General features: G+C 47.0%; 2 protein-coding genes and 1 pseudogene. All 3 read right to left on the reverse strand.

Annotated elements, in window-relative coordinates; all coding sequences use genetic code 11:
• Nucleotides 1-186 (reverse strand): annotated as a pseudogene (locus tag LC574_RS28810) (response regulator); the annotation flags it as partial.
• On the reverse strand, nt 183-3,293 hold the full coding sequence (locus LC574_RS28815; protein ID WP_229457059.1) for a PAS domain S-box protein: 3,111 nt from the start codon (nt 3,291-3,293) through the stop codon (nt 183-185). The gene LC574_RS28815 and the pseudogene LC574_RS28810, both read right to left, overlap by 4 nt.
• 50 nt (nt 3,294-3,343) lie before the next feature.
• On the reverse strand, nt 3,344-3,769 hold the full coding sequence (locus LC574_RS28820) for a helix-turn-helix domain-containing protein (RefSeq protein WP_229457060.1): 426 nt from the start codon (nt 3,767-3,769) through the stop codon (nt 3,344-3,346).
• Nucleotides 3,770-4,311: the final 542 nt, after the last annotated feature.

Genomic DNA, 4,311 nt, shown 5'->3' on the forward strand with positions numbered 1-4,311 from the left:
TACAACCGGATACCCTTCCATTCGTAAGCGAAACAAACCCCGGCGATAAAGATAATCCAGTGCTTCCTCTCCATCACGTACCACCACCACTTCGTTAGCTAAATGATTTTCCGACAAGGCGGCTAGGATTAATTCTGCATCGTTGGCGCTGTCTTCAATCAGCAGAATTCGCTTGAGTTCTTTCATTCGCCCTCCTTCTTTGACACTTTAGGTAGTGAGAAATAGAAGGTGGCTCCATTGTCAACTACAGCCTCTGCCCAGACTCGACCATTATGCCGATGAATAATGCGTTGCACGTTTGCCAATCCAACACCAGTGCCTTCAAATTGTGGGTCGCTATGCAGGCGTTGAAATACTCCGAATAGCTTGTGAACATATTGCATATTAAAGCCTACGCCGTTATCTTGTACAAAAAAGACAACTTCGTTTTCATTTTCAATACTGCCAACAGTAATTTCTGTTGGGTTTCGAGTCTGGGTATATTTTACGGCATTGTCTATGAGGTTACGAAGGACGAGCCGCAGCATGGAGGGGTCGCCCTGGATTTCTGGCAGTGGCTCTATGTGCCAATTGATTGTGCGTCCTGGGGTTTGGGTTTGCAAATCGCGTTTTATTTCTTCCACTAGTTGCTCCATATTGATGTTGATGTAACGCATTTCGGTGCGCCCCATGCGAGAAAATGTGAGCAACTCATCTATTAGTATTCCTGCCTGTTTGCTAGTTTCTGCAATTATTTTCAAATAACGCTGACTCGTTTCATCTAATGTACTTGTTGAGCTATGCCGTTTCTGAAGCAACTCTACAAATCCGGCGATGTGGCGAAGCGGCGATCGCAAGTCGTGAGAGACTGAATAGGAAAAGGATTCCAGTTCTTTATTGGCGGTTTCCAGTTGGATGGTGCGCTCTTGAATCCGTTGCTCTAGCATTTCGTTGAGTTGTTGCAGGGCGGCTTCGGCAATTTTGCGATCGTGAATATCGCTGGCGATGCCCACCCACTTGATAATCTGTCCGGCTGCATCTCGAAATGGCAAACCCCGCACAATATGCCAACGATAGCTACCATCAGAAACTCGACGGAAGCGAATTTCTATTTCGTAGTTTGTAGCGTTAGCAACAGCCTGCATCGAAGTTTTAAAGACGCGATCGCGGTCATCGGGGTGAATGATATAAATCCAGCCATAGCCGGTGGTTTGCTCCATTGTCAGTCCACTGTAGTCAAACCAGTATTGATTGCAATAAGTAATACCACCATTGCTATCGCCCATCCAAATAGCCTGCGGCGACACTTCTGTTAAAATTCGGTATCGCTCCTCGCTATCACGTAGCGCTGCTTCGGCAAGTTTGCGATCGCTAATGTCGGCGATCAGTCCCAGCATCCGCACTGCTTTCCCTTGAGCATTATGATAAGTATGACCCCGTGCCCAGATCCAGCGTAATTCTCCATCAACACGGCGAATGCGGCACTCAAAATCCCAGGTATCCTGATTAATTAGAGCAGTCTGAAATTTGGCATCAACCAAAGGGCGATCTTCAGGTAAGACATGCTCCAGGAACATGTTGTAAGTCCATTCGGGTAGGAGAGACTCGTAGCCAAAGATTTGGTCGTGTCGTAGGGAACGGTGAGCAGTCTGGTTGCTCAAGTCTATATCCCAGTCACCCAATTCTGCGGTTTGCAGCGCAAACTTTAGCCGCTCATTGCTCTGGCGCAACGCCTCCTCTGCCTGATTGCGATCGCGCAGCGCAGCTTGCTGTTCGCTAATGTCAGTAATCAAAGCCGCATACCCTTCAACGGTTCCCTCTTCATTAAACTGGGGAACGTAAATAGCATGAATATAACGTGTGCCACCATCTTTATAAGGAACTTGACTTTCAAAAGTGACCTGCTCTCCTGCAAGTACTTGTTCCACATAGGGACGAACTACTTTATAGGCGGGTTCACCCAAAACTTCCCAAATATGCTTTCCATAAACTTCTGCCGTTGAATGCCCAAACCATTCTTGATATGCTCGGTTATTGAAGCGGTAGCGTTGTTCTGAATCTACAAAGGAAATCAGAACTGGCAGCGTATCTGTAATCAAGCGAAGTTCTGTTTCTCGTTGCCGCAGTGCCTCCTCTATGCGCTTGCGGTTGGTGATGTCACGCCAGCAATCGATTGCACCGATAATCTGACCTTGGGAATCCCGAATCGGTACTACATTAGCGATCGCTGTAATCCGGGTTCCATCAGAACGTTCAATGATGCATTCTTCATCGCGGATTGTTTCACCGTAGCGCGTAGCACGGTATAAAGGCAGTTGTTCTGCGGTGGGGCGCGTTACACCATCAGCCAAAAACAGACCGTAGGACTGAACGTAGTCGTTAGAAGTCATGCCAACGAGGGATTCACCAGGTCTGCCCAAAAGCTCTTGCGCGAGTTTGCTGTTGGCGATGATTGGGAAATTAGGGGGGCCTCCGGTGATCGTAATTCCCTCTGGGACGTGTTCTAAGAGCATTTGCAGGATGCTCTGGGCAACTTCTGCTTGTTTGCGTTCGCGCAGCGCAGCTTGCCGTTCGCTTAAGTCAAGAACAAAACCAATGATTGTCCTATCTCCCTGCTTGACAAAGCCAATTAAGACGGGAACTTGAGAGCCATCTTTGCGGATGTATTCTTGCTCAAAGGGCTTACAACTCCCAGTAATTCTAAGTTCTTCAATTGCTCGTTCACTCACCTCAATATATTGGAGTGGAGTAATATCGCCCCAGCGGATTCGACCAGAGCGCAAATCCTCGCGTGTATAATTAAGCATTTGTAGAAAGGCATCATTGGCTTCAATGATTAAGCCGTTGAGATCAGCCACAATTACCCCGATAATATTAGACTCTGTTAAGCGACCAAATCTTGCCTCGCTTTCGCGTAGAGACTTCAGGCTGATCTCAGCTTTCTGTTGGGCTGTGCGGCGTGATTCGTTGAGCGAACTGATTAACCCTCCTGCCAGTATGAACACGATCAGAGGTACTAATCTACTTAGATTTGTAATGTTCTGCGGATCGAACGGCTTGAAAAAGAAGTAGTTGATTGCCAAAGTAGACAAAACGGTAGCAAGTAACCCCGGGCCCAAGCCTCCATACCAGGCACTCACCATCACCGCAGCAAAAAACAGCGCCGCAGGCGTTGGCGTGAGATATGGATTCAGCAGCAGAGTTGCCCCCAGTGCTAAGGCAACGGATAGCACAGCAATACCATAGTGCAGCAGTCGCTTTCTACTGCCAGCAACAATGTTTTTAGATTTCGATGCCCTCGCTTGATGAGCCATAACCCTACTCTGCTTCGGGAAAATACTGGTTTAGCAGGCTTTTGCCGGGTTCACCCATCTGCCGTAACATTTCTTTTATTAGTTTTAGTGCTATCTGTGAAGGCATTAGACCTCTTGCAAAAGTCCCTAACACCCCACCTCCAACCCCTCCCCAAAGCACCGGCTACGGTGTATACACAAGTCTGAAATAGTTTACTCACCTGGTTTTTCGCGTCAGTTTTACCCCACCCTAACCCTCCCCTTGGAAAGGGGAGGGAACTAGACCAAGGGGAGAGGAGCGTTTGCGTCAGCAAATGCGGGGTGGGGTTCTTTATTTTTGATTTATGCAAGAGGTCTACTGTATGCCTATTCTGCCAACGTTTGACTGTTTTGAATGAAACCTCTAATTTAGTAGCAAACTGTTTCTGAGAAAGATTGAGTTGCTGCCGAAGTTCCCGAATTAAATCTAAAATCTCCAGCCGCTTTGTTACAGACATCTCCTTTTCCTATTCTCTATAGCATGACTAGGATAGGACAGGTGTCTTATTATTTATCTCCTGCTGAGGGAATATTTCTCAGGTTATACCAGTAATACCATTTCACTTTAATAATGATACAAATACGCTCTTTTGGGGCATGGCAATGCCCATACGTGTCAACTTAAAGCCTGGGCGAATGGAATTCGCGGCTATACAGGCAAAGTCCGCCTCCGCGGACTAACGGAAAATTAAGGTTTTTTAACCCACGGAGGTGGGTTTTGTTTGTATAGACGCGGTTTCTAACCGCCCATTGCGCCTTAAGTTGACACGTATGGGCAATGCCATGCCCCTACGAGAAATCTATATGTATCAGGATTTTTGTGAATTGGTATAAGCTGGGTTTCGCTGTCACTCTAGGTAATCTTCTATCTTAAAAGGCTCAACGTTGGAGTTCAGAGGCTCAACGTTCGGGTTCAAAGGCTCAATGTTCGGGTTCAAAGGCTCAACGTTCGAGTTCAAAGGTTCAACGTTCGAGTTCAAAGGCTCAACGTTCGAGTTCA

Source organism: Nostoc sp. CHAB 5715 (assembly GCF_020829685.1).
In the GTDB taxonomy this organism is placed as follows: domain Bacteria; phylum Cyanobacteriota; class Cyanobacteriia; order Cyanobacteriales; family Nostocaceae; genus Nostoc.